This is a genomic window from Pseudomonas umsongensis (genome assembly GCF_012647205.1).
GTDB lineage: Bacteria > Pseudomonadota > Gammaproteobacteria > Pseudomonadales > Pseudomonadaceae > Aquipseudomonas > Aquipseudomonas umsongensis.
In genome coordinates, this window is sequence record NZ_CP051487.1 from 6441600 (window position 1) to 6466473 (window position 24874).

Annotated in this window: 21 protein-coding genes; 5 read left to right on the forward strand and 16 right to left on the reverse strand. The window is 62.3% G+C overall.

What is annotated here, in order from left to right; all coding sequences use genetic code 11:
• The first annotated feature begins 45 nt into the window (after positions 1-45).
• Positions 46-1452: an adenosylmethionine--8-amino-7-oxononanoate transaminase gene (locus HGP31_RS29200; RefSeq protein ID WP_020797410.1), complete on the forward strand. Its 1407-nt coding sequence runs from the start codon at positions 46-48 to the stop codon at positions 1450-1452.
• A gap of 134 nt (positions 1453-1586) precedes the next feature.
• Positions 1587-2306: a 16S rRNA (uracil(1498)-N(3))-methyltransferase gene (locus tag HGP31_RS29205; protein ID WP_168759071.1), complete on the forward strand. Its 720-nt coding sequence runs from the start codon at positions 1587-1589 to the stop codon at positions 2304-2306.
• 81 nt (positions 2307-2387) lie between these two features.
• On the opposite strand, the gene HGP31_RS29210 is transcribed toward HGP31_RS29205, so the two are convergent.
• The 3 genes from HGP31_RS29210 to HGP31_RS29220 are packed head-to-tail and all read right to left on the reverse strand — an operon-like array spanning position 2388 to position 4939.
• The gene (locus HGP31_RS29210) at positions 2388-3290 is read right to left on the reverse strand and encodes a transporter substrate-binding domain-containing protein (RefSeq protein ID WP_020797408.1); all 903 of its coding nucleotides are present in this window, start codon (positions 3288-3290) and stop codon (positions 2388-2390) included.
• 29 nt (positions 3291-3319) lie between these two features.
• Positions 3320-3670, reverse strand: coding sequence for a RidA family protein (locus HGP31_RS29215; RefSeq protein WP_168759072.1), 351 nt, complete (start codon positions 3668-3670; stop codon positions 3320-3322).
• A gap of 27 nt (positions 3671-3697) precedes the next feature.
• Entirely contained in the window at positions 3698-4939 is a 1242-nt protein-coding gene (locus tag HGP31_RS29220; RefSeq protein ID WP_033043071.1) for a D-amino acid dehydrogenase, read from the reverse strand.
• Positions 4940-5048: 109 nt separating this feature from the next.
• Between HGP31_RS29220 and HGP31_RS29225 the strand changes: the two genes are divergently transcribed.
• Positions 5049-5954 (forward strand): LysR family transcriptional regulator, encoded by a 906-nt coding sequence (locus HGP31_RS29225; RefSeq protein WP_020797405.1) that lies wholly within the window; start codon positions 5049-5051, stop codon positions 5952-5954.
• A gap of 26 nt (positions 5955-5980) precedes the next feature.
• Here the strand turns inward: HGP31_RS29225 and trhA are convergent, their stop codons facing one another.
• Entirely contained in the window at positions 5981-6598 is a 618-nt protein-coding gene (gene trhA, locus HGP31_RS29230; RefSeq protein WP_033043069.1) for a PAQR family membrane homeostasis protein TrhA, read from the reverse strand.
• Positions 6599-6697: 99 nt separating this feature from the next.
• Here trhA and HGP31_RS29235 point away from each other — a divergent pair, with 99 nt between their 5' ends.
• A complete protein-coding gene (locus HGP31_RS29235; RefSeq protein ID WP_151143667.1) occupies positions 6698-7618 on the forward strand; it encodes a LysR family transcriptional regulator in 921 nt (306 codons plus the stop codon).
• Positions 7619-7731: 113 nt separating this feature from the next.
• On the opposite strand, the gene madM is transcribed toward HGP31_RS29235, so the two are convergent.
• From madM to mdcA, 9 genes are all read right to left on the reverse strand, one after another.
• Complete coding sequence (gene madM, locus HGP31_RS29240; RefSeq protein ID WP_020797401.1) at positions 7732-8496, reverse strand: malonate transporter subunit MadM; 765 nt, start codon at positions 8494-8496, stop codon at positions 7732-7734.
• Between the two features lies 1 nt (position 8497).
• On the reverse strand, positions 8498-8914 hold the full coding sequence (gene madL / locus HGP31_RS29245) for a malonate transporter subunit MadL (protein ID WP_168759073.1): 417 nt from the start codon (positions 8912-8914) through the stop codon (positions 8498-8500).
• 63 nt (positions 8915-8977) lie between these two features.
• Positions 8978-9889, reverse strand: coding sequence for a malonate decarboxylase subunit epsilon (gene mdcH / locus HGP31_RS29250; RefSeq protein WP_083349851.1), 912 nt, complete (start codon positions 9887-9889; stop codon positions 8978-8980).
• A complete protein-coding gene (locus tag HGP31_RS29255; RefSeq protein ID WP_033045268.1) occupies positions 9886-10506 on the reverse strand; it encodes a malonate decarboxylase holo-ACP synthase in 621 nt (206 codons plus the stop codon). The genes mdcH and HGP31_RS29255 overlap by 4 nt, the downstream gene beginning before the upstream one ends.
• Positions 10500-11303 (reverse strand): biotin-independent malonate decarboxylase subunit gamma, encoded by an 804-nt coding sequence (gene mdcE, locus HGP31_RS29260; RefSeq protein WP_168759074.1) that lies wholly within the window; start codon positions 11301-11303, stop codon positions 10500-10502. Before mdcE ends, HGP31_RS29255 begins: the two co-directional genes overlap by 7 nt.
• The gene (locus HGP31_RS29265) at positions 11300-12151 is read right to left on the reverse strand and encodes a biotin-independent malonate decarboxylase subunit beta (RefSeq protein ID WP_033045264.1); all 852 of its coding nucleotides are present in this window, start codon (positions 12149-12151) and stop codon (positions 11300-11302) included. Before HGP31_RS29265 ends, mdcE begins: the two co-directional genes overlap by 4 nt.
• The gene (locus tag HGP31_RS29270; RefSeq protein ID WP_020797395.1) at positions 12144-12443 is read right to left on the reverse strand and encodes a malonate decarboxylase subunit delta; all 300 of its coding nucleotides are present in this window, start codon (positions 12441-12443) and stop codon (positions 12144-12146) included. The genes HGP31_RS29265 and HGP31_RS29270 overlap by 8 nt, the downstream gene beginning before the upstream one ends.
• Entirely contained in the window at positions 12443-13318 is an 876-nt protein-coding gene (locus HGP31_RS29275) for a triphosphoribosyl-dephospho-CoA synthase (protein ID WP_168759075.1), read from the reverse strand. The genes HGP31_RS29270 and HGP31_RS29275 overlap by 1 nt, the downstream gene beginning before the upstream one ends.
• Complete coding sequence (gene mdcA, locus HGP31_RS29280; protein ID WP_083349852.1) at positions 13318-14988, reverse strand: malonate decarboxylase subunit alpha; 1671 nt, start codon at positions 14986-14988, stop codon at positions 13318-13320. Before mdcA ends, HGP31_RS29275 begins: the two co-directional genes overlap by 1 nt.
• 677 nt (positions 14989-15665) lie before the next feature.
• Here mdcA and HGP31_RS29285 point away from each other — a divergent pair.
• Positions 15666-16034: a DUF6124 family protein gene (locus tag HGP31_RS29285; RefSeq protein WP_020797391.1), complete on the forward strand. Its 369-nt coding sequence runs from the start codon at positions 15666-15668 to the stop codon at positions 16032-16034.
• 113 nt (positions 16035-16147) lie between these two features.
• Here the strand turns inward: HGP31_RS29285 and HGP31_RS29290 are convergent, their stop codons facing one another.
• The 3 genes from HGP31_RS29290 to HGP31_RS29300 are packed head-to-tail and all read right to left on the reverse strand — an operon-like array spanning position 16148 to position 24729.
• Positions 16148-16615, reverse strand: coding sequence for a chemotaxis protein CheW (locus HGP31_RS29290; RefSeq protein WP_083349853.1), 468 nt, complete (start codon positions 16613-16615; stop codon positions 16148-16150).
• Positions 16608-22619, reverse strand: a complete 6012-nt coding sequence (locus tag HGP31_RS29295; protein ID WP_168759076.1) for an Hpt domain-containing protein — start codon at positions 22617-22619, stop codon at positions 16608-16610. Before HGP31_RS29295 ends, HGP31_RS29290 begins: the two co-directional genes overlap by 8 nt.
• Positions 22620-22668: 49 nt before the next feature.
• Positions 22669-24729 carry a methyl-accepting chemotaxis protein gene (locus tag HGP31_RS29300; protein WP_020797388.1) on the reverse strand — a complete coding sequence of 687 codons (2061 nt, stop codon included), beginning with the start codon at positions 24727-24729 and terminating at the stop codon, positions 22669-22671.
• Positions 24730-24874: the final 145 nt, after the last annotated feature.

A 24874-nucleotide genomic window follows, 5' to 3' on the forward strand; every position in this document is an offset into this window, starting at 1 on the left:
ATTGTATGTCCGCGCACGACACGGACCGCCTCGAGGAGACTGAACATGGGCCTGAATAATCAGTGGATGCAACGCGATCTCGCGGTGTTGTGGCATCCCTGCACCCAGATGAAAGATCACGAACAACTGCCGCTGATCCCGATCAAGCGCGGTGAAGGCGTGTGGCTGGAGGATTTCGAAGGCAAGCGCTACCTCGACGCGGTGAGCTCCTGGTGGGTGAACGTGTTTGGCCATGCCAACCCGCGCATCAACCAGCGCATCAAGGACCAGGTCGATCAACTGGAACACGTGATTCTCGCCGGGTTCAGCCATCAGCCGGTGATCGAGTTGTCCGAGCGCCTGGTGAAGATGACGCCGGAGGGCCTGACTCGATGCTTCTACGCCGATAATGGTTCGTCCTGCATCGAAGTTGCGCTGAAAATGAGTTTTCACTATTGGCTCAACCGCGGCCTGCCGAACAAGAAGCGCTTTGTTACCCTGACCAACAGCTACCACGGCGAAACGATGGCGGCGATGTCGGTGGGCGACGTGCCGCTGTTCACCGAAACCTACAAGGCGCTCCTGCTCGACACCATCAAGGTGCCGAGCCCCGATTGCTATCTGCGCCCCGAGGGCATGAGCTGGGAAGAGCACTCGCGCAACATGTTCGCCGCCATGGAGCAAACCCTGGCCGAGAACCATGACACCGTTGCCGCGGTGATCGTCGAGCCGCTGATCCAGGGCGCCGGCGGCATGCGCATGTACCATCCGGTGTACCTCAAGCTGCTGCGTGAAGCCTGCGACCGCTATGGCGTGCACCTGATCCACGACGAAATCGCCGTGGGCTTCGGCCGCACCGGGACGATGTTCGCCTGTGAACAGGCGGGTATCCGGCCGGACTTCCTCTGCCTGTCCAAGGCCCTGACCGGCGGCTACCTGCCGCTGGCGGCGTGCCTGACCACCGATGACGTCTACAGCGCCTTCTACGACGATTACCCGACCCTGCGCGCCTTCCTGCATTCCCACAGCTATACGGGCAACCCTTTGGCATGCGCGGCGGCCCTGGCGACGCTGGATATCTTCGAAGAAGACAAGGTCATCGAGAACAACAAGGCGCTGGCGCAGCGCATGGCCTCCTCCACTGCACATCTGGTCGACCACCCTAACGTCAGCGAAGTGCGCCAGACCGGCATGGTGCTGGCCATCGAGATGGTCAAGGACAAGGCCAGCAAAGAGGCCTACCCATGGCAGGAGCGTCGCGGCCTGAAGGTGTTCCAGCATGCACTGGAGCGAGGTGCCTTGCTGCGGCCATTGGGCAGCGTGGTGTATTTCCTGCCGCCGTATGTGATTACCCCGGAGCAAATCGACTTCCTCGCCGAGGTCGCCAGTGAGGGCATCGACATTGCCACTCGCGATAGCGTCAGCGTGGCGGTGCCGAAGGACTTCCACCCCGGTTTCCGCGATCCGGGCTAGCGTTCGCCTGCTCGTTCCCACGCTCTGCGTGGGAATGCAGCCCGGGACGCTCCGCGTCCCAAAAGCGGACGCAGAGCGTCCGATGAGGCATTCCCACGCAGAGCGTGGGAACGATCCAACTACAGAGATTTAGCATGAGACTGTCCCGCTTCTTCATCGACGCCCCCCTGAGCACCGGCGAGCACGAATTGCCCGAAGCCCAGGCCCATTATATCGGACGCGTGCTGCGCATGGCCGAGGGCGATGCGTTGCAACTGTTCGACGGCTCCGGCCATGAATTTCGCGGCACGCTCGTTGAAGTCGGCAAAAAACGCGTGGTAGTCCAGATCCATGAGGAGTTTGCCGGCCAGGTGGAATCGCCGTTGCAGATCCACCTCGGCCAGGGCTTGTCCCGTGGCGAGCGCATGGACTGGGCGATCCAGAAAGCGACTGAATTGGGTGTCACGCAAATCACGCCGATTTTCAGCGAACGCTGCGAAGTGCGACTCAAGGACGAACGCGCCGACAAACGCCTGCTGCACTGGCGCCAGGTAGCGATCAGCGCCTGCGAACAATGCGGGCGCTCACGGGTGCCGGTGATTCATCCGCCGGTGCTGTTGGCCGACTGGTTGAAACAGACTGAGGCTGAACTGAAGCTGGTGCTGCACCCGGTGGCCGAGCCATTGGTCAGCCATGCCAAGCCTTCAAGCCTGGCCTTTCTGATCGGCCCGGAAGGTGGTTTGTCCGATGCCGAAGTCGATCTGGCCAAGGCCAGCGGCTTCCACGCCGCCCGCCTCGGCCCGCGAGTGTTGCGCACCGAGACCGCGCCGGTGGTTGCACTGGCGGTTGCCCAGCAGCTCTGGGGTGACTTCTAAAAAGATCGCAGCCTGCGGCAGCTCCTACAGGCTGGAGCGCAATCCCGTGTAGGAGCTGCCGAAGGCTGCGATCTTTTGACTTTATTGCACCGGATCACTCACCGGCTTGGCAATGATCGCCTTGAGTTCGCTGGTCATCGGGAACTCAAGGTTCAAACCCTTCGGCGGGATCGGCTGCTCGAACCAGCGCTGGTAGATGCCATTGATCTCGCCCGAGCTGTACAGATCCGCCAACACGCCGTTGACCAGGGCGAGGAACTGCGGGTCGTCCTTGCGTACCATGCAGCTGTAGATCTCCCGCGATTGCTCCTCCCCGACCACCACCCACTTGTGCGGGTCATTGGCCTTGGCACGCTCGCCGTAGAGCAGCGCGTCGTCCATGTAGAACGCCGCGGCCCGGCCCGATTGCAGCATCTGGAAGGCTTCCCCGTGGTCCTTGGCGCTGATCACGAACATGTCGATCTTGTGATCGACGTTGTAGCTTTTGAGGAAGCGCTCGTTGGTGGTGCCGGCGGTAGTCACCACGTTCTTTCCGCGCAGGTCGGCAAAACCTTTTATGCCGCTGTCCTTGGCGGTGAGCAACTGGCCTTTGACGTAGATGAAGCCATAGGAGAACGCCACCTGTTTCTGCCGTTCGGCAGTGACGCCGGTGGAACCGCATTCCAGGTCCACGGTGCCATTCTGTACCAATGGAATGCGGGTCTGAGAGGTTACCAGGTTGTACTTCACCTTCAGGTCAGGCCGCGCCAGTTGCTGCTGGATACGCTCGACGATCTTGCTCGCCAGATCCACCGAGTAACCCATCGGCTTGCCGCTATGATCACCCACGTAGGAAAACGGCACCGACGCATCGCGATAACCCAGGGTAATGCTGTTGGTGCTGGCGATCTTGCCCAGGGTGCCGGTCAGCGGCGTTTCATTGGCCTGTACCTGACTGCCTAGCAACAGGCCGAGGCTGCAAGCGAGCAACGTGATTTTTTGCATTGTTATTCTCCGTTGTGGGTGTTGGTTTATCAGGCGCGTGCAGCGATGACGGTGATTTCCACAAGCACCTGCGGGCGGGCCAGTTCGGCCTGCACGGTGGTGCGGCTCGGGGCCTGCCCGGGCGATAACCAGGCCGACCAGACCTCGTTCATCGCGGCGAAATCCTCGGTGATGTTCTTCAGGTAAATGGTCGCGCTGAGCAGATGATCCTTGTCGCTGCCAGCCTCGGCCAGCAAGGCGTCGATTTTCCCCAGTACTTCCCGGGTCTGTCCGCTGGCATCCAGGGCATCGCCCGGTACCTGCCCGGAAAGAAACACCAGATCGCCAAAAGTCACGGCGCCTGACAGGCGCGGGTTGCTGTGCAGTCGGGTAATGCTCATTGCAGTGTCCTCTTCAGAAATGGCTATTCAGGCGGCCCGATGATTGAACCCCTGCAGGTCGATGGAAGGTGGACGCTCAGCGATCAACTCGCTGAGCAATCGCCCGCTGCCGCACGCCAGGGTGAACCCCAACGCACCGTGGCCGAGGTTGAGCCACAGGTTGCGATAGGCCGTCGCGCCCAGCAACGGTACGCCGCTGGGGGTGGCCGGGCGCATGCCGGCCCACTCGACGGCTTGGTCATAAGCGCCGGCATTTGGAAAGGTGTCCTGGGCCTGACGCTTGATCAGTGCCAGGCGCTTGGGGTCCAGCGCAGGGTCGAAGCCGACGATGTCGACCATCGCCGCCACACGCAATTGCTCGCCGATGCGGGCGTAGACGATCTTGCGGTCGTAGTCGGTGATGCTCACGTCGGGCACCCGGTGACCGACGCCGATGGGCACGGTCAAGCTGTAGCCCTTTAGCGGGTACAGCGGCAGTTGCAGCCCGGGCAGCGCCAACAGCGGACTGCGGTGGCCGGCAGCGATCACCAGTTGCTCAACCGGCAGCAGGTGTTCGCCCAACTCGATGGCGTTGACGCTGCCGTGGCCATGGCGAATCCCGGTCACTGCTTGCCCGAGACGAAACTCGCAACGACCGGACGCTTGCAGCCGGGCGGCCAGTTGCTGGCAGAAACCGTGGCAATCGCCGACCTCTTCGTCCGGGGTGTAGATCGCCCCGACGAAGGGTGCATCCATCAGCGCCGGCTCCAGCTGCGCGCATTCGGCCGCCGACAACACCTGCTGTTGTTGCGGGTCGGCCAGCCCATGGCGCGCATGTTCGAAGCTGCTGTTCTGGCGGAACGTCACCAGCTTGCCATTGCGCCGCCACTGGAAACCCGCCAGTCCATCGTCCTCGCGCCAGGACTTCAACGTGCCCTGGCTCAGGAGCGCCAGGCGCAGCAAGTGGGCGGCGTTCGCGCGGTTGACCGAGTGGCGGCAGGCCCCGAGGAACGATGCCATCCAGCGCCATTGCGCCAGGTCGAAGCGCGGGCGCAGCTTTAGCGGTGAATCGCCGCGCAACATCCAGCCGATGGCCTGTAATGGCACACCGGCGTCGGCCAGGGGTGCGACATAGCGATAAGACAACTGGCCGCCATTGGCGAAACTGGTTTCGCTGCCCAATGAGTCCCGAGCCTCGACCACCGTGACCTCAAAGCCGTCGCGCACCAGCGCATAGGCCGTAGCCAGGCCAATCACGCCACCGCCGATGATGCACACTCGCTGAGCCATGTCCGTCCTTAAAACCGTTGTGAAGACAAGGCCGAGGTTAGAGCCAGGTGACAGACGTTGAACAATGCATAAATATGTCAAACCCATAAACAAAGGTTATGGACTTGTCATGCGTCTTCGCCATATCGAAATTTTCCAGGCCATCCGCCAGACCGGCTCGATCAGCGCGGCCGCACAGTTGCTGCACGTCTCGCAGCCGGCGGTGAGTAAGGTGTTGCAGCACGCCGAGCAGCAATTGGGCTTCCCGTTGTTCCTGCGGGTGCGCGGCAAGTTGCAGGCGACGCCGGAAGCGCTGGAGCTGGAGCGCGAAGTGGACAAGGTCAGTGAAAGCCTGCAAGGCGTACGACGCCTGGCCCAGAGTCTGCGTCGCGAGCCGGGGCACAGCCTGCGCATCGGCGCGACCCCGGCACTGGCCCTGTCATTGCTGCCGCCGGCCATTCACGAATGGACCGGACGCTACCCGGACATCGTCTGCGAGTTGTCCAGCGCCCACAGTCGCGAACTGGTGCAGAACCTGTTGATGCGCGAAGTGGATGTCGCCCTGACCCTGCAACGCCCGGATCACCCGGGGCTCAAGGCCCAAGCCCTGGCGTGCGGCGTGCTGGTGGCGCTGGCGCCGATTGGTTACTGGCCGCCGCAAGAGGCAGGCAGGCCGTTACCGCTCATGGCGCTGGCGAATGCGCCCCTGATTGGTTTATCCAGTGCCGATCCGCTGGCCGCACGGCTCGACAGCTATCTGGAAGCCGTCGAACCACCTCCTCGCGTACGCATCGCCGTGCAGACCTACTCTCTGGCACGGGCGATGGTGGAATCTGGCGCGGGTGTAGCGGTGATCGATCCGTTCACCGCCCTTGGTGCGTCTCCCGACACCACAACGATTCGCCCTCTGGCGCCGCCGCTGCCCATCACCCTGTACGCAGTCACCCGCGCCGCCGAACCCCCACCCCACACGTTGAACGACCTGTTGCAGGTGTTCGGCCGCCAAGCCCAGGAGCAATTAGATCGCCTCTGCTGAGCCTGAAACCTGCAAGGCCGCTTCGCCTACAAGACGTAAAAAAATATCGCCACGAAGTGCAGCAAACTCCCGGCAATCACGAACAGATGCCAGACCCCGTGGGCATGGCGCAGGCGATGGTCGAGGGCAAAGAAGATAATCCCCACGGTATAAAAAATCCCGCCCGACGCCAGCCACGCAAATCCGGCGCTGCCGAGCGCCGCCAGCAAGGGTTTGACCGCCACCAGCACGATCCAGCCCATGACCGCGTAGATCACGATCGACAGGATCCGCGCTTCCGATCTCGGCTTGATCTCTTGCAGGATGCCGATCAGCGCCAGCCCCCAGACGATCCCGAACAACGTCCAGCCCCACGGCCCGCGCAGGGTCACCAGGCAGAATGGCGTGTAGCTGCCGGCGATCAACAGGTAGATCGAAAAATGATCGACCTTTTTCATGATCGCTTTCTTGCGTCCGCGCACGCTGTGGTAGACGGTCGATGCGCTGTAGAGCACCAGCAAGGTAAAGGCGTAGATCGCCATGCTGACAATTTTCCACGGACTTCCGTCGAGGCTGGCGAGCACAATCAGCCACACACCGCCGACAAAGGCTGCCACTGCTCCGACCAGATGCGTCCAGGCGTTCAATCTTTCCCCGTGATACATCGTTTACCCACCTCGAAAATCGATAAAGCTCAATAGGGTGCGCTCCTACATACACCCACATACGTGCACAATCAGGTTATTCCAATAAGAGTCCACCCCATGTTGATCGATGAAGAGTTGACCCTGAAAAAACTCGAGGTGTTCCTGGCCTTCATGCGCACTGGCAACCTGGCCCGCGCCGCTGCCGAATTGCAGACCAGTAACGTTAGCGTACATCGGGCCATCCACTCCCTGGAAAGCGCCCTGCGCTGCCCGCTGTTCAAGCACGAGGGGCGCAACCTGACACCACTGGAAAGCGCCTACGTCCTGGAAGAACGGGCGCACAAGCTAATCCAGGATGTCGTAGAAACTGTGCGCCTGACTCGCGAAGCCGCCGGATTTTCCGCCGAGCGTTTCAAATTGGGCTCGCTGTATTCGCTGACGGTGAAGACCGTGCCGCAATTGATCATGGGCCTGAAGATCCGCCGCACCGAGCTCAATATCGACCTGATCCTGGGCTCGAATTTCGACCTGTTGTACAAGCTCAAGAACATGGAGGTCGATGCAATCCTGGTGTCCCTGGACGACAGCATCAACGATCCGGATCTGGAGCATATCGAGCTGTTTTCCGACGACATCTTCCTGGCGACACCGGCCGACTCGAAGTTTGCGCAAAGAAGCGAAGTCGACCTCGCCGACGTCCGCGAAGAGACCTTCATCACCCTGACCCAGGGCTTTGCCACGCATCAGGACAGCAATCGGGTGTTCAGCCAAGCGGGCTTCGAGCCCAAGGTGGCGATGCAGGTCAACGATATCTTCACCCTGCTGAGCATGGTCAGTTCAGGCGTGGGTTATGCGTTGCTGCCGGGCAGGATTGCGGCGGTGTACGAGAACCGGGTGAAGCTGATTCCGTTGCAGGAGAAGTATCGGATGCAACAGCACATTGGCGTGGTGTTCTTGAAGGCCAAGGAGCGTGATCCGAATCTGCTGGCGTTGCTGGCGGAATGCCGGATGTACGCCAATCGCCACGCCAACCAGTGATCGTTCCCACGCTCTGCGTGGGAATGCAGCCCGGGACGCTCCGCGTCCCATTCGAGAGCTGGAACGCGGAGCGTCCCTTGAGGCATTCCCACGCAGAGCGTGGGAACGATCAGTTAGCCAACAATCCCGCGAACAATGAAGTACAGCAACGAAGGCCCCAACAAGCACCCAAGCCCGGTGTGAAAGGTCGCCGTCAACGCCCCATAAGGCACCAGCCGTCGATCCGTCGCCGCCAGCCCCGCCGTCACACCGCTTACCGTACCGGCCAGGCCACCGAACACCATCGCCGAACGCGGGTTATCCAGGCCCATCCAGCGCGCCGCCATCGGCGTGCCGACCATCACCAGGATCGCCTTGATCAACCCGGTGGCGATCGACAGTGCCATCACATCCGAGGTCGCGCCAATCGCCGCACCGGTCACCGGCCCGACGATGTAGGTCACCGCGCCCGCGCCAATCGTGGTCATGCTCACCGCATCGCGATAACCGAATACCCAGGCCATGCATGCGCCGACAATGAACGGCAGCACCGTACCCAACAGCAGCGCGATCACGCCGATCAGCCCGGCTTTTTTCGCTTCGGTGGCCTGCACTTCGAAGGCCGTGGCGACAATGGCGAAGTCGCGCAGCATTGCGCCGCCCATCAGGCCGATGCCGGAGAACAGCGTCAGGTCCGCCAGGCCTTTTTGCCCGCCGGTCATGGTGCCGCCGACCCAGGCCAGCACCAGGCCGATGACGATGGCAATCGCTGAGCCGTGAATGCGTCCGAAGGTCAGGCGTTTGGAGAGGATGACCGACACCCACATGATCACGCCGACGAAGGCGAATGCGGTGACCAAGCCGTTATGTTCCAGGCCTTTCTCGATGAGATCCCACATATCAGCGACCTCCTACTGGTGCGCCGACGGGGGTAATTTCCGTGGGCTCATCGGGCAAGGGTTCACCTTTATGGGTCCGGCTGATCAAGGCAATGGTGCAGCCGCAGACCACCACCGAACCGATCGCCGCCAGCACCGCCACCGGACCGCCATGCAAGGCCGTGACCACGTTCTGTTGCGCGGCCATCGCCACCACCACGGGGATGTACATGGCACCCCAGAAGCCCACGCCCATTTCGCAATCCCTGGTCATGCCACCGCGTTTTTGCATCCACAGCCGCGCGCAGATCAACAGGATCATGGCGATCCCGACCCCGCCGACGTTGGATTTTACGCCCAGCAGGACGCCCAGCATGTCACCCATGATCACCCCTGCCAGCGTACAGATCGCGAGCAGCGCCACACCGTAAATAATCATTGTTGTCGTCCTCAAAGTGCATCGTCGAATGTTGTTCTTGTTGTTCGAAGCCTCAGGGTTGCTCTAGGGGTGGCGACATCCCTCCTCACGCAACAGCGCCTGCAGGGTATCGAGCCTTGCACCGTCGAACGCAATCACGGTGCCCTGTTCGAAGACCCGGCGCGCCAGCCCGGTCAGCACTGCACCGGGCGGCAGTTCGATCTGTAGACGTACGCCGCGCTCATACGCGCTTTGCACCGTGCCGCGCCAATCCACCACGCGGCACATGTTGAAGGCCAGGTCGTCGCGCAAGGCGTCAACCTTGATCACCGGGCGGGCGCGACTGCCGCTCAGGTAGCCGATCTTCGGCGTTTGCAGCTTCACCCTGGCGAACGCTTCGGCCAGGGTTTGCGCCGGTACGTCCAGCAGCGGGCAGTGCGACGGCACACTCACCGCCAGACGCTTGACCATCCCCGCCCCACGCGCCCTTGCCAGCTCGGCCAGCGCTTTCATCCCAGCGTCGCTGCCGGCAATCACCACCTGGTTATCGGCGTTGATATTGGCCAGGTAAACCGGTGTATCGACGCTGTGAACCCGGGCCAGCAAGCCCTCCACCACCGCCAGTTCCAGGCCGATGATCGCGGTCATCCCGTAGCCATGTGGATAAGCCTGCTGCATCAACTCGCCGCGCAGGCTGACCAGATGCAACGCATCGCTGAAATCCAGGGCACCGGCGACCACCGCGGCCGGGTAGGCACCAATGGACAGCCCGGCGACGTAATCCGCCGGCAATGACAACTGCCGCGCAGCCGCCACACCGGCGATCAGCAGGCAGAGCTGCACCGCCCTTGTCGATTGCAACGCCTGTGCAGAATCGAGCCGCCGAACGTCTTCGCCCAACAGGTCGCTGGCCTCGATCAGCGTGTCCCCAGGCAAACCCTGGAGCATGCCCGGCCGCTGCGCACCCTGCCCCGGGAACACCAGCAAACTGCTCACGCTGCCTGCTCCTGCGCGTTCCACGGGTCGACGACCAGGCAGGCCCCTGTTGCGTTCTTGAGCAAAACCCGAGAGGAAGAACCCGCCCACTCACGCAAGGCGACAGCGCCGAACGTGGTCTGCAATTGCATGTCCACCACACACGGCGCCGTATCGAGTAACGCCAGCAACTCTCGAGCCTGAACACGCGCCAGGGGTCGTGGTGTGCGCAAGATCAAATCCAGATCGCTGGCCTCATGCAAGGCTGCGACGCCACTGGCCAACTCGAAGCCGGCACTGCCGCTGACACCCCAGGCCCAACCGCAGGCATCGAGTACAGGGCGCAATTGAGCCAAGGCTTCAAACGCCGGCAAGTCACGGTGGCTCTCGACGTGGCAAAGCGCTTCCGGGCTGACACAACGGGTTACCGCGGCAATTGCCATCGACGTCCCATAGCGCTGTTCACGTAAACGTCCACGCACGCCGACCGCAATCCGATCCGCCGTCGACACCGCACGGCGCACCACCACGGGCTGACCGGCGCCGATCGACTCGACCGCCCAGGCAGGCGCATCCTCAGGCAGCTGCCGAGGAGTCATGCCCCAGAGCAGGTCGTGGGCCAGAAACCGGCTCACCATTGTTCTCTCAGTAACTGGCGGACCTTGCTCGAGGCCGCCCGATTGGCCGCCCCGAGGCGAGCGCTCAAATCAGTGCCCTTGTGCGCGACATCGGCAATCGCCTGCGTCAGGCACTCGATCACCCGCGCCAGATCCGCCGAGGTGGGCTGTTCGATCTGCTGCACCGACAAGGTTTCCCAGAGCAGTCCGAGGCTGGCATAGCTGTCGATGTCATAGGCCATCGGTGGCACGCTGGCGGCCAGGGTTTCCAGCTCTTCGACACTGCGCAAGGTCACCCGCGCCGCCGAAGCCTTGCCCATGGCATGCACCATCACCCCTGGATCGCGCAGGGCAATCAAGCGGTTGGCCTGATAACCGTGAGCCAGAAACGCCCCGGACATCGCCTTGCCCACCAGCAAGCCAATCACGGCATGACCGGCCAGCCGGGCGCGGGCATAACTGTCGGCGGCACCGGCCAAGGCTTGATGAATACCGAGGGCTTCTTCGCGGCGCCCGTAGGCCTGGCTCGGCACATCGACGATGGCGATCAAGGCGCGTTTTTGCAGCTTGTCCTGATCGGCAACGATGACGTCATTCACCGCCTTGGCCAGGCCCCAGCCTTCGAGCAGCCCGACTTCACCATGGCGGGCACGCACGAACCGGTTGTCTGGATCGGCCACCACGGCGATGAAGCGCGCGGGCTGTTCACCCACAAATCCATCCGCCACTTTCAGCGAGGTCGGCAAACCAGTGACCGGCCTGGCATCGCCGCTCAAGGCGTTGAACCAGTTCAAGCCCCTCAGGGAATACGAACTCATGAGCGCTCTCCTTGATACAGGTCGCGAACCGTGGCCGGCTCGATTTGCGGCTCGGCGTCCAGACGCGCCAGCCGTTGCAGAAACAGGTCGGCCTGAGTACTGCGTTGCTGCGCAGGCAAACCCTGCTTGAGCAATTCGCCGACCTGCCGACGAATCCGCGCCACGTCGTCTTCCACGTAGCGATCCACCAGACCCGTGGCGAAACGTTGCTCGCCGCCGGTCAGGCTCCAGATAAAGGGGCGATCGCGCGAGTCGTATTCCTCGAGCCCCGCCTCCTGTTCGATCACCTGGGGACCGTTCAGGCCCAGGCGAGCCTCCTGAGTCACCAGCAGGTAGCTGCACAAACCGGCGGCAATCGACATGCCGCCAAAACAACCGACGCTGCCCGCTACCACACCGATCACCGGTTGGTACTGGCGCAAATCGACGATCGCCGCATGGATATCGGCAATGGCCGCCAAGCCGAGGTTGGCTTCCTGCAGGCGCACACCTCCGGTTTCCAGTAGCAGCACGGCTCGGGTCGGGATGCCCTTGCGGTTATCCTCGGCAGCCAGTTCCAGTGCACCGGCAATTTTCGCCCCTCCGACTTCACCGAGACTGCCGCCCTGGAATGCCCCTTCGATAGCCGCGATCACTACTGGCAATCCGTCGAGGCTGCCCTTGGCGATCACCACGCCGTCATCGGCTTGCGGCACCACGCCCTGGCGCGCCAGCCACGGCGACATGATGCGTTGAAACGGATCGAGCAATTCGCGAAAGGTGCCGGTATCAAGCAAGGCTTTCGCCCGTTGCCGGGCACCGAGTTCAACGAAGCTGTGCTTGTTGAGAAGCGCTGCGCTGTCAGTCATGGCCGATCTCCTCGAAGCCCTGTTCCAGGCGCAGGCGGACTACCCCGGGGGTGGCGCCGAAATCGTGGATGTCGATGTCCATGGCCGGCGGGACCTGGCCGTCGAACATCCGTGCGAACAGGTGCTGCCAGCGTTGCTCGCTGCCGTTGACCGAGGTCTGCACGGTGATGCTCAGCTTGCCGGGTTGACCCGGTTCGATCAGCACTTCCAGATCGCCCGAGCCGACACAACCCACCAGCGTGCGACCGCGTGGCGGCTGCCCGGCGGGGAATTCAAAAGATAAGGTTTCCATTAAAACGCTCCCTGGGTAATGCGGTCGCCGGCCTCGATGCGGTCGATGAACAGGCAGGCTGCGAGCAAATCCGCAGCACCACCGGGCGAGGCATTCAATGCGATCAACTGTTGGTCCAGCTCATGCAGCCGACGACGCCCGGCGAGGCTGGCGCTGCCACCGGCGTCGAGCACGGCCTGGGCACCGAGTTGCATGGTGCTCAGGCCTTCCTCACCGGCGCGGTACAGCACGCAGGTGTCAGCCAGATTCGTCATGATCGCCAGCAACGCATCGAGCCGAGCGTTCTGTTCGCCATGGCCGACAGAGCGGCTGCGCTTGAGTTGCGGCAGTGCGCGTTGAATCACTGCCGGAAAACCGAGTTGCGCTTCCTCGCGGGCACCGCGCACACCGTAGCGTTGGGCGACTTGCGCACCGTGGCTCAGTGGACGCGGCGCATAACGGTCGTCGAGCAAGGCCAGGCGTGCCGCTCGCAAGGCGATGGCGCCAGCGGCGGTGGAATGCGGCTCCAGCGCAACAGCGGCGACCAGCAGGCCCAGCGCCCAGATGGCCCCGCGATGGGTATTCACGCCGTTGGTGGTGGCGAGCATCGCTTGTTCGCCTTCACGTCCGATCAGGCCAATCGCCTCGCGCAGCGGCAATCCAACCTCGCCCATCTCGATAGCGGCTTGCGCCATTTCCTTGAACGCCGGCCACAGGGCCAGCGCCGAGGCGTGCATCAGCCCCAGGTGCAAATCGGTGTGGGCGCCATTGCCGCGGCGGTCGACCAACGCCGGTTTTGGCGACAGGTCAGCCTCGTCGATGAGCGCATCCACCGCCAGGTCCGCCAGGCGTTCGGCCAGGCTCAGGGTTTTCGGTTGCAGGTTGAGTGCGTGCATTACCAGCTCCTGAACTTGGCGGGCGGGTTGTAGAGGCCACCAGACCACTCCACCAGGTCCGCTACGCTTTTGGCGGCGAGCAATTCACGGGTGGCGTCGGTACGGCGGATGCCGAGGTCTTCGGGCAAGGCGATCAAGCCTTCGCGGCGCATGCGCGCGGTGTCCTTGGGGTTGTGCCGCAGGCCGATGGCGGTCACGCCAGCGACGGCGGCGATCATGGCCTGGCGCTCTTGCAGCGTGCGGGCCTTGTACAAATAGGCGATGCCTTCTTCGGTCAGCAGGTGGGTGACGTCGTCGCCGTAGACCATGATCGGCGCCAGTGGCATGCCGCTTTTTTTCGCCACATCGATGGCGTCGAGGGTCTCGACGAAGGTCGGCTTTCCGCCTTCCTGAAAGGTCTCGACCATTTGCACCACCAGTTTTTTGCCGCGTTCGAGCATGGGTTGTGCAGTGTCGGTGTGGCGCATGTCGAGCCAGGCTGGCGTGCCGTGGCGGCGACCGCGCGGGTCATGGCCCATGTTCGGCGCGCCACCAAAACCGGCCAGGCGACCACGGGTCACGGTCGAAGAATGGCCGTCGCCATCGACTTGCAGGGTCGCGCCGATGAACAAGTCCACCGCGTATTGCCCGGCCAGTTGGCTGAACATCCGGTTGGAACGCAGCGAGCCGTCGCGCCCGGTGAAGAACACGTCGGGCCGGGCAGCGATGTAGTTTTCCATGCCCAGTTCGGTGCCGAAGCAATGCACGCTTTCGACCCAGCCACTTTCAATCGCCGGGATCAGGGTTGGATGGGGATTGAGTGTCCAGTTGCGGCAGATCTTGCCCTTGAGGCCCAGGGATTCGCCGTAGGTCGGCAGGATCAGTTCGATGGCGGCCGTGTTGAAACCGATGCCGTGGTTGAGCGATTGCACGTTGTGTTTTTCGTAGATCCCGCGAATCGCCATCATCGCCATCAGCACGTGCACCGGCTTGATGTGCCGAGGGTCTCGGGTGAACAGCGGCTCGATGTAGAACGGCTTGTCCGCCACCACCACGAAGTCGACCCAAGAGGCGGGAATGTCGACCCGCGGCAATTCACTGACATCGTCCACCAGTTGATTGACCTGGACGATGACGATGCCGTCGCTGAAGGCAGCCGGTTCGATCAGCGCCGGCGTGTCTTCGGTGCTGGGGCCGGTGTAGATGTTGCCGGCGCGGTCGGCCATGAAGCCAGCGCTGAGTACCACGTTGGGAATCAGGTCGACCACCAGCCGCGCATAGAGCTCGATGTAGGTGTGGATGGCGCCGATTTCCAGCAGGCCGTCTTCGAGCAACTGGCTGATGCGCAGGCTCTGGGTGCCGGCGAAGGAGAAGTCGAGCTTGCGCGCAATGCCACGCTCGAACAGGTCCAGGTGCTCGGAACGACCGACGCTGGGCATGATCATGTGAAGGTCATGCAGCTTGCCCGGATCGGCCTTGGCCAGGGAACGGGAGAGAAAATCCGCCTGCTTCTGGTTATTGCCCTCCAGCACCACTCGATCGCCCGGCAGGATCAACGCCTCCAGCGCCGCCACGATCTTGTCGGTGGGCAACACCACACCGTCGGCCAGGTCTCGCACCAGCGCAAGACGTCGCTGCTTCTCGCTGCGCCGCCGCGTCCATCGCGAGTCGGGGGATATTGTTGTTGTCATGACCACTCCACGGGTTCGCTGTCGTGGGGTCACAGTAGGAGTGTTGGTGGGGGGTATCAATCAAGCAGAGGGGTGGATTGTTACGCTTAGGTTAATGGTTGACTATTCTGACGCCTTCGCGAGCAGGCTCGCTCCCACATTGGTTTTGCGGCGAACACCAACCCTGTGGGAGCGAGCCTGCTCGCGAAGGGGCCGCGATGGTCACAACTGCTGTCGAAGGCCGGAATAAAATTGTCGAAAAGTCCCAAAAAAGGACCGATCAGTCCCTTTTTGGGAATCTTCAACCATTGGACATCTTCGCCAACTGATCGGGTTTTGTGTTTAAACATTTGTCCGCAGAAAGGATGGAAGGCTACAACGCCTGACATCGCTGCCTACAGAAATGCCGGAACCCGCTGACTGGTGCGCTTTTGCGCGGATCTTTATCGTTTGTGCGTCGCTGCAAATTCAGCGGCCGGGTTTGGAACCCCGAGGTGTAAAGGGCGAAAAAGCGCCATTCATAACGTATGCTTGCGCACCTTCATAGTGTGCATTCCGTTATGGCGGCTGTGCGCGGGAGACCTTCGGGTCTACCGGGTTTTCTCCATTTACCTCGGGTTCCAACCTGCGTACAGCTGCCACCCTAATTCGTTTGGAACCGAATGGGGCAGCTGAAACTCGTCAAATGGAGATTCAGTATGTTCAAAGTAACTCCCAATCCCCCGGAAACCGATCCCGATTTCCAAGCTGCCTTGGAAGCCGAGAAGCTCAGCGAAGCCGCAGACCGCGCCCTCTCTCATTACTTCCCGCCCCCTCACGAAAAACCGGCCAAGCGCCGAAAATTCCAGCTGTTCACCGTCTCTCCTGACATCGGCACTGAAGCACTTCTGGCCAATGCCTCCGAAGACCTGCTGTCCATCAGTGCCATTGCGGCCGATCTGGCGGACGGCGTGGAGGGTTCGCGCCGTTCGGTAGCCTTGGCGCTCAGCCGCATGGCCGATGGTGTGCATTTGTTGGTGGAGCGGGCGTTGGATCACCATGAGGCGTTGGCTCAGGCCAAGGTTTAGCCGTCAGATTTTTGGTGAATTGGAGGCCGCTTTCGCGAGCAGGCTCGCTCCCACAGGGTTTGGTATTCGCCGCAAAACCATTGTGGGAGCGAGCCTGCTCGCGAAGGGGCCCTTCAGACGAGCGCAGCACCTACCAACAACTCCTCCAGCGCCAACAAATCCGGCACCTTGGCCACTTGATCCGCCACCTGCACCGCCGCTTTCTCCAGCGGGCACAACGGCACATCCACGTAGCTCAATTGACTGTCGAGCTTGTACGAGCGCGGTATCCCTTGGACCAGTAGCGCGATGAACTTCAGCTCGGGCCGACCGCCGAGCGCGTTGAGAATGACAATTCGCGCGCGTTCGCCGATGACGATTTTCTGCCCGCACGCCGACTCGAAGCTGAGCAATGGTATCTGCCGGTCGCGCCACGCTACCCTTCCCAGATACCAAGGTGGTGAGTCCAAGTCGATGGCTGCGGGTTGGTAACCAATCAGTTCAGCCACCGCGACGTTAGGCAGGATCAGGTGGCGGTCAGCCAAAGGCAGTAGCAGGCCGGTGAGTTGGCTGTCGCGCGGGTCGTGGCGACGCTCATGCATGGGTCTTGCTCCACAGGGCAATGCTTTCAAGCAATACCGATTCCTGGTACGGCTTGCCAAGGTAGTCGTTGACGCCAATGGCCATGGCCCGGTCGCGGTGTTTCTGGCCCGTGCGGGAGGTGATCATGATGATCGGCAGGTGCCGCAGACGCTCATCGTTGCGCACCTGGGTCGCGACTTCGAAGCCATCCATTCGCGGCATTTCGATGTCCAGCAGCATCAGGTCCGGGATGTGCTCTTCCAGCAGCAGCATGGCGTCGACACCGTCCTTGGCGGTCAGCACGTTCATGCCGTGGCGTTCAAGCAAACGGCTGGTGACCTTGCGCACGGTGACCGAGTCGTCGACCACCATCACCAGCAACGGCCGCTGCGGCTCGACCTCGACGTCGTGACTGACCGGACGCTGCGGCGCGCGGGCTTGCATGGCGCGAACCGGCGCCAGCAGGTCCAGGATCAGCACCACCCGACCGTCCCCCAGAATCGTCGCCCCGGACACCCCTTGCACAGCGGCAAACTGCGGGCCGAGGCTCTTGACCACGATCTCGCGCGTGCCGGCCATGGCATCGACCTGCACTGCAATATGCCGCTCGTTGCATTGCACCAGCAATACCGGCAGCGGCAGGCTCTGGCCCAACAGCCGTGGACGCGGGCTGGTTTTCAGCAGCTCGCCCAGGTAACACAGTTCATAGCACTGACCGGCGTATTCGTAGGTCGGCGGATCAAGGCGGAAATGCCCTTCAAGTTCGTTGGGCAACACGCGGACAATCCCATCAATGGTGTTCAGTGGAATGGCGTATTGATCCTCCCCGCATTGCACCATCAGCGCCCGGTTGACCGACACAGTGAATGGCAGGCGAATGCGAAAATGCACACCCTGCCCTGGCACTGAGTCGATACTCATGGTGCCGCCCAGTTGCCGCACCTCTTCGTGCACAACGTCCATGCCGACCCCACGCCCGGAGATCTGGGTGATTTTCTCGGCGGTGGAAAACCCCGGCTGCAGGATGAATTGCAACACGTCGTGGTCGCTGATGACACTGTTCGGGTCGAGCAGGCCGCGTTTGATCGCCTTGCGCCGCACCGCCTCCAGTGGCACGCCGGCACCGTCATCGCGAATATCGAAAATGATGTCGCCACCTTCGCGCAACAGATCCAGGGTGATCCGCCCTTGCGCCGGCTTGCCCGCCGCTAACCGCACAGTGGCGGATTCCAGGCCGTGGTCGACGGCATTGCGCAGCATATGCTCCAGTGGCGCCGCCATGCGTTCGAGCACATTGCGATCCATCTCGCCTTCGGCGTTGCCGACGATGAACTCGACGTCCTTGCCCAACTCACTGGCAACCTGGCGAACAATGCGCTTCAAGCGCGGCAGCATCCGCTCGAACGGCACCATGCGCGTGCGCATCAGGCCTTCCTGCAATTCGGTGTTGATGCGGCCCTGCTGTTGCAACAGGTTTTGCGCATCCTGGTTGCGGCGGTCGAGGGTTTCCTTGAGATCAAGCAAGTCGGAGGCGGATTCGAACAGCGCTCGCGACAGTTGTTGAAGTTGCGAGTGGCGATCCATTTCCAGCGGGTCGAACTCTTCGTAGCCCAGGCGCTCGGCATCGACTTGCTGACGACTGAGAATCCTGCCCTGGGTTTCGGTATCGAGCCTGCGCAACTGGTCGCGCATGCGCTCGATGGTGGTTTCCATCTCGTTGAGGGCGACCTGCGCGTCGTTGACCTGCTGTTCGATGCGACCGCGAAAGATCGAGGTTTCAGCGGCCAGGTTGACCAGGTCGTCGAGCAGTTCCGCCGAGACCTTGACCATATCCGCCCCGGCATCGGACTGCAGCGGTGGTGTCTCGGTTTTTGCCGTAACGGTGAGTGGCGCCGGGGCTTCAGGCAGCACCGGGTGACTGAAGTTCTGGATGGCATCGATCAGCCGGTCGGCCGGCGGCAATGGCTCACCGGCGCGCGCCGCGTCGAGCATCTGCGCCAGCCGGTCATGGCTGCGCTGCAGCAGCTCGAACAAAGCCGACGTGGGTTGCAGCATGCCGGTGGATAAACCTTCGTAGAGAAACTCCAGCTCGTGGGCCAAATCGCCAATGGGAGCGATTTCCACCATGCGCGCACCGCCCTTGAGGGTATGCAGGTCGCGCAGCAGGGTTTCCATTTCCTGCCGGTTCGACGGCTCGGCCTGCCAGCGCAGCAGTGCCGCCCCGGAGCTTTCGATGATGTCGAAGCCTTCTTCAAGAAAGATGTCCAGCAACTCGCTGTCATGGTGGGCCGAGTCGACGCCAGCGGCAGCTTCGATTACATCGGCATTGTTTGCGTGGCTTTGCCTGAACGCGCGAATCGCTTCGATCAGTTCCCCGGGATCGCCCAGGGCCTGATGGTCGTGCAACTGCTCAAGCAACTGCGCCAGATGGTCATGGCTCAGTTGCAGCAATTGCGTCAACACTTCGCTGTGGCTGTAACGGCGGTCCGCCAGGCCCTCATAGAGGTTTTCCAGTTCCTGTGCCAGGTCTGCGACCGGTTCGACCTCGGCCATCCGCGCGCCCCCCTTGAGGGTGTGCAAGTCGCGCTGCAACGAGGACAGCGGCGCGGGGTTATGCGGGTCACTGACCCAGCGTTGCAAGGAATGGTTGGCGCTTTCGAGGATATCCTCGGCTTCCTCAAGGAAGATCGAAACGATGTCGTCGTCCAGTTCGGCTGCGCGGTCTCCTGTAGGAGCGAGCCTGCTCGCGATGGGCTCATAGGCGCCGCGTTTATCCAATGAAAGCGCGTCATCGTTAGCGTCCATCGCGAGCGTGCTCGCTCCTACAGGGGGGAGCGTGCGCTCGAGTTCGGCGGTGGCGGCGCCCAGCTCGCGGATGCTCAAGGTGCGACTGCCGTCACTGCGGATCAGGCCCATGGCCGAAGGGTCCAGGCTCTGATCGAGCAAGCCGTGCAAGGCCCGAATCCTTTCCGGGCGCGGGCTGACTTCCTGGCCGGCAGCCAGCTCATCAAGCATGTTGATCAGCGCTTCGTGGGCACTTTGTGCTTCCTGGAAAAATTCCTCGCTAACCGCCAGGCTGCTCTCTTCCACAGCACCGTAGAGGTCGAGCAAGGCTTCGCAGAGCTCATCCACCGGATGCAGGTCGGCCAGGTGCGCGCCTTCGCCGAGGGTGGTCAATTCGTCCAGCAGTGCACTGAGCTCCTGGCGTTCGCCTGGATGCTGCTGCCAGCGCCGCAACAGGCTTTCGGCGTCGAGCAGGATGTCCATGCCCTGGGCCAGGAAGTTGTTGATCAACTGCGGGTCGCGCTTGATCCTCAGGCCGGCACTGGGCGTGCTCAAGTGACTTTGCAGGCGTTCGGCGAGCAGCGCCCTGGCGCGCTCGATCAGGGCCCCGGAGCCGGGGATTTCAGCCAACGGGTCGGTCTTGAGCTGACGCAAGCCAAGACGGAACAGACCTTCGGCCTCCAGCAGCACCTCGACTTCGTCCAGGTCGAGCGCGATCAGATGAGCCTTGTACTCCCGGGCCAGTTGGTCGAGCGTCGTCGCCAGCTCGGCAATCGGCACCACCCCGGCCATCGACGCACTGCCCTTGAGGGTGTGCAAAGCACGCTGCAGCTCATCGCTGGCCTGCAGCGGCAGGCGTTCGGCGGCCTGGTCGAGAAAGCGGTTGAGGCTGCTCAAATGGGTTTCGGCTTCCTTGCGGAAGATTTCCAGCAATAGCGGGTCGAGGGCCGCGACGTCCTGGGTATCCTCGTCCGCTGCCAGGGTATCGCCCTTGGCCAGGGCGTGGGCACGGGCCGCCAACTGGTCGACATCATTGCGCTGACGCTGGGCATCGGAGGCATATTCGGCCACCAGCTCCGGCAGCAGATCGAGCACATCGTCGAGCAGTTGCTGCACGCTGGCGCCAGGCTCCACGCTGTGTTCCAGCACGCGGTTAAGCAGGTTTTCCACCGCCCAGGCCAATTCGCCAAGCACCAGGGCTCGCACCATCCGGCCACTGCCCTTGAGGGTATGAAAGGCACGGCGCAATTCACTCAGGGCCAAGCGGTTGGTGGGATCCGCCGACCAGCGTGGCAAATGCTCGCGAAGGATCTCCAGCACTTCATCCGTTTCTTCGAGGAATACTTCGCGCAACTCCTCATCCACCGGCTCTTCGCCTGAAGGTGGCGGCAGCAGGCTATCCGGGGTGTCGAGCGCGGGCGGGTTCAGGGCCGAAACCGGGCTGGCCAGCACATCAGCCAGGGCCTGGGCGATGGCCGGGGCATCCCGCTCCTGCTGTTGCCGCAGGGACTGCGCTTCGCCGGGGCTCAGGACATCCGCAAGCACTGGCACCTGTCGTTCGCTGGGGAAAAACCCGAGTGAGGCCAGGCTACTTTGCGCCACGTCGAGCAGACCCTCACCGGGTGCTTCGGGGTCGTCGTTGAGGCGTTCAAGGTAATACTCGATGCTGGTGATCACGTCGGCCAGGCTGTCCAGCGCCTGCCAGCCGGGCTGATCCGGCTCGAGCAGCAGGTGTTCATGAATGTAGTGATTGCAGGTTTCGATCAGGCCCGCCGCCCGGGTCAACGGGATCATCGCCAGCGCACCCCGAACCTGGGTCAGCAGGGCCGGCAGCTCCTGCAGGTGCTGTCGGTCCCAATCGGCATCGATGTAGTCGACGATCATGTCCTTGGCTTGCTGCAGACAGATGCGCGCTTCCTTGATGACGATCTGGTGGATCTGCGTCAGGTCGGTGGTGGGCAGCCGACTGTCTTCCTGGCTTTCAGGCTCTACGGTGCCGACCATGCCGGCCAGCGTCGCTTCGACGTAAAGCAAGGCCCCGGCCACGTCCATGAGGATCGCATCATCGGGTACGCGCTGGCCTTGGGCCAGGCTCAGCACCACGGCCAGTTGATCGATGATGACCTTGCGGGGTTGGCCGAAACCCAGCACCGCCAGGGTGTCAGCGATTTGCCGCAGGGGTGCCAGCAGGCTGTCGAGGTCCGAAGTGTGTTGCCGGTCGCTGCGCACGAACAGGTCCAGGCGCTCCTTGACCCGCACCAGCTCTTCGCACAATGCCGCCAATACCGAGCGCATGGCATCACGATCAGGACCGGCCAGGCGGGCGCGTTCTTCGTCGACCATCGCGCTGTCAGGCAATGCATCGTCCAGTGCGTAGCGATCTTTCATGGTCAGCATCTGCCCGGTGGGATGTTCGGCCTTGGCAATGTAGAACAGCAAACTCTTCAGCAACTCGGGTGGCGGCGGCTGATTGATGCCCTGCATGCCCTGTTCGAGCAGACGCTTGAGCTCTTTGTCGGCCTCCTTGAACAGGCTGCGCAAGGCCGGACTGTTGGTAATGACGCCGGCGCGCATGCCTTCGACCAGCGCTGAAGCGACCTGCCACAGTGGGCTCAGGGGCGCTGAATCGCACAAGCCTTCCAGACGCGTAAAGACCTTGGCCAGGTACTCCAGGTGCGTGTCGTCATCCTGCTCACGCAGCAACCCGACCAGGGCCATCTGCAACATTTGCCGCAACTTGCGCAGCACATTCGGCAGGTCCGCCGGCTCCAGCCGCGCCAGGGACGCTTGATCCAGGGCAGGCAGGTCTGGCAACTGCGGGCTGAACAGGCTGGTTTCCGACAACAGGCTTTCGCCGCGGGCGCTGCGCAGGTCGTTGATCAGCGGCAACACGACCAAAGGCAGATCGCGGCGGGCACCTTGCACGCGATCCAGATAGATCGGCAACTGCCCCAGCGCTTGCAGCATTAGGTGCAGCGCCTCGTCACGATGATGGACGCGATTGTGTTGCAAGGCGGTGACCAGTTGCTCCATTTCTTCGGCGAGCAAGGCCGCGCCGTAGAACTCGACCATCTGCAGACTGCCGTGAACCTGATGGATGCACGCCAGGCATTCGCTCAGGGCGTGCGTCGCCTGCGGGTCATCAAGCTGGGTTTCGATCGCGTGATGAGCCTGCTTCAGCGTTTCGGCAATTTCGCCTTTGACCCATTCGAGGGCCACATAGTCGTGCCGATCACCCATAACCACTCCAATCCCCACTTCTATCAAGATAGCCATGCCCGGGGGCGGTTCAAGCTTTGTCCGCGACCTGCGCCTGGGTGGCCGGCAAGGTGAAGCCAGACACCGAACGCCGCAACTGGCTGGCCATTTTTGCCAGGTTGCCGATGCTCTCGGCGGTGGCGGTAGAGCCGGACGAGGTCTGCGAAGTGATCTGCTGGATCACGTTCATCGTCAGGGAAATCTGACCGGCAGACGACGTTTGTTGTTGCGCCGCGTTGGATATGCTCTGGATCAGCGCCGCCAGGGTCTTGGACACCCCTTCGATTTCTTCCAGGGCCACACCGGCATCCTGCGCCAGACGCGCGCCGCGCACCACTTCGGTGGTGGTCTGCTCCATGGAAATGACCGCTTCGTTGGTGTCGGCCTGGATCGCCCGCACCAGGGTCTCTATCTGCCGCGTTGCGGCCGAAGAACGCTCCGCCAGGCGCTGCACCTCGTCGGCGACCACTGCGAAACCACGCCCGGCATCACCGGCCATGGACGCCTGGATCGCCGCGTTGAGGGCGAGGATGTTGGTCTGGTCGGCAATGTCATCGATCAAGCTGACGATATCGCCGATTTCCTGGGAGGACTCGCCAAGGCGCTTGATTCGCTTGGCGGTGTCCTGAATCTGTTCGCGGATGTTGTCCATGCCATGGATGGTGTTGTGCACCACTTCGTTGCCCTTGTTGGCGATTTCCACCGAACGCTCGGCCACCGCCGAGGATTCCGCAGCGTTGGCCGACACCTGATCGATGGACTCAGCCATGTCGTTGATCGCGGTGGAGGCTTCGGAAATCTGTTGGGCCTGATGTTCCGAGGCCTGCGCCAGGTGCATTGCGGTAGCCTGGGTTTCCTGCACGGCGGCTGCAACCTGGCCCGCCGTCAGGTTGATCGTTGCCACCAGATCGCGCAGTTGGTCCACGGAATAGTTGATCGAGTCGGCGATGGTCCCGGTGAAGTCTTCGGTTACCGTGGCGGTCACGGTCAGGTCGCCGTCGGCCAAGTCTTCGATTTCGTCGAGCAGGCGCATGATCGCGTTCTGGTTGCGCTCGTTTTTTTCAGCGGTCTCGCGCAGCTGGCGATTGGTTTCGCGCACCATCACCAGGCCGATGAGGATGATCGACATCAGCGCCCCCAGGCCCAGGACATAACCGCCGATGGTGTCGGTGTCACGCCCTCCGGCGAGGTTTTCAAAGCCGCTGGCCAAATGGGAAGCTTCGTCGAGCAGGGTTTGCGAAAGGCTGAAAATATTGGTGGCCGACTCACGAACCTTGAACAGCTCCGGTGAGGTTTCGAGGATTTCGTCCACTGAGCCTGAGACGAATTCGAACAGCTCTGATATCTCGATCAGCCGCGCGCGCGCGTCACGGTCCTCGACCTGGCTGACCCGCAGAGATGCGTTGCCCTGGAGCATGCCGTTGAGCACCTGGCCGAACCGCGCCGCATCACGGCCGAACGCATCGGCGGCCTGCTGTGAGTTTTCGTCGCCGGACAACACGGTATTGACCGCCCCTAAAATACGCTCGGCCAACAGTGATTGACGCTGCGCCATCGCCACCTGAGCCGCCGGGGCGCCACGTTGCAGCAGGGTTTCCACCACCTTTTCGTATTCAACCTGCAACTGCGGCACGGTTTCGGCCAGGGTCGCGGCGACTTGATGCAGCGACAGCACCGTCTGTTCACTGGACAGGATCGCATCAGTGTTTTTCAGCAGGCGCTCCCAGTCCAGTTGCACGGCGCGCATTTCCGGGCGCACGCTGGGCGGTGCCGGAGGCAGGCCGGTGGCGGGGTCGCCTTTTTTCAGATAGCTCCAGCGCCGGGCGAAATCGTTGCGCGCATCGCTGAGCAACTTGAATGCCGCAGCCTTGCCGGCCGCGGCTTCGGTAGCATTCTTGGCGATGCGCTGGGACAACACGCGCAGCTCACCGGCGTGACCGATGTACTGTTTGTCGTAGGTGGCCTGGGTGTTGAGGTACGCGAAGTTGGCGAACAACAACATGATGAAGATGATCAGGGCGATGAACAGCGCGATGATCTGCGATCGACTGCGCGACGCCTCCATTGGCTTGCCTGTTTTTGCTTTTATCATCGGTCTTCGCCTGTTAACCCACTTCTGGGCCTGACAGAATCCCCTGTGGGAGCGGGCTTGCTCGCGAAAGCGCCAGTCCATTCAATATTGATATTGACTGATCTACCGCTTTCGCGAGCAAGCCCGCTCCCACATTTAGAACTGT